Below are 965 nucleotides of genomic sequence, written 5' to 3' on the forward strand. Positions count from 1 at the left end.
GAGTTCTTCGGGATAAATTGCGCCGTAGGTGTTGGCTTGAATTGCCACTTGGTTCAGATTGTTGGAGCATCGCCGCTGGAGCGAAACCAGCTCACGAACAGGCGAAAGGTCAACATGAAGCACATACCCACTCAGGGCCATTTTCCGCATATAGGCTCCCATGTTACGGATGCCAGCCTCCGCCATACGTTCTTGAATCAGGGCCTGCTCCGCCTCCGACACCATCACATGAAGATGGATCGGACGGCGGCGTTTCTTTGTCATCGTTCCTCACGCTCCCGGCTGCGGCAGGCGCGGGGCGGCTCCTTTACTTTATCCAGCGGCTTTTCCTGTTCGTCTGCCGGAACAGGGTGCGGCAAATGAAATTCACGGTGCAGGCGCAGCACCTCCAGCACAGACAATTCCTGTTCACGTTTCTTTTCCATATACGCACCTCCTTATCTATCGCCACGGTCAGGCTGCCTCCGTTGGGGAGCCGGAGCCTCCGAGCCGCGATCTGCCTCCGCCAACTTTGCCGCATTTTTCATCTGCTCGGCAATCGGACGGGGCCTGTCGGGATTATCAGGCGCAGGACGCAGCTCATAGTCGGATGCCTGTTTTTCCGTTAGCGGGCGGGTATAGGTAAGATAGCCCCAAGCCAAGAACAAGCCATTTTCCACCGGGATGCGCTGATCGTAATTGAAGATTTCATCCGGCTTGTTATAAGGCGGCTTCGGGAATGTCCCGATGTCCACAGGCCGCTGGGTCGAATAATACTTGTAAAGGCCGGGAGCCTCGGTCTGCCTGATCCCGACGTTATAAATACACTGATAGTCCTGCACCCGGTCTGTGAAATCCTGTTCCATCGCGGTGCGGTCATTTCCATAGTGACCCCATTCATACTGCCGCTGGCCGTCCTTGTCATCATAGCAGGCCCATGTGACATAGCGGGATGGCGCGGTGGGATGTTCGCCCAATGCAAATCC

General features: G+C 56.0%; 3 protein-coding genes. All 3 read right to left on the bottom strand.

What is annotated here, in order from left to right:
- The coding region (locus H8Z83_RS19205) for a plasmid mobilization protein (protein ID WP_187016492.1) at positions 1–264 on the bottom strand (264 nt) is incomplete at its 3' end.
- Complete coding sequence (locus tag H8Z83_RS19210; protein ID WP_014080207.1) at positions 261–425, bottom strand: hypothetical protein; 165 nt, start codon at positions 423–425, stop codon at positions 261–263. The genes H8Z83_RS19205 and H8Z83_RS19210, both read right to left, overlap by 4 nt.
- Before the next feature lie 12 nt (positions 426–437).
- Positions 438–965: defense against restriction DarA-related protein (locus H8Z83_RS19215; protein ID WP_187016493.1), on the bottom strand; the 528-nt coding region annotated here is incomplete at its 5' end.

Origin of the sequence: Dysosmobacter segnis, from assembly GCF_014297285.1 — a bacterium.
Taxonomy (GTDB): domain Bacteria; phylum Bacillota; class Clostridia; order Oscillospirales; family Oscillospiraceae; genus Oscillibacter; species Oscillibacter segnis.

Excerpts from the sequence above, each read along its gene's own strand:
- H8Z83_RS19210 (WP_014080207.1), bottom strand. The coding sequence starts at position 425 with ATGGAAAAGAAACGTGAACAGGAATTGTCTGTGCTGGAGGTGCTGCGC.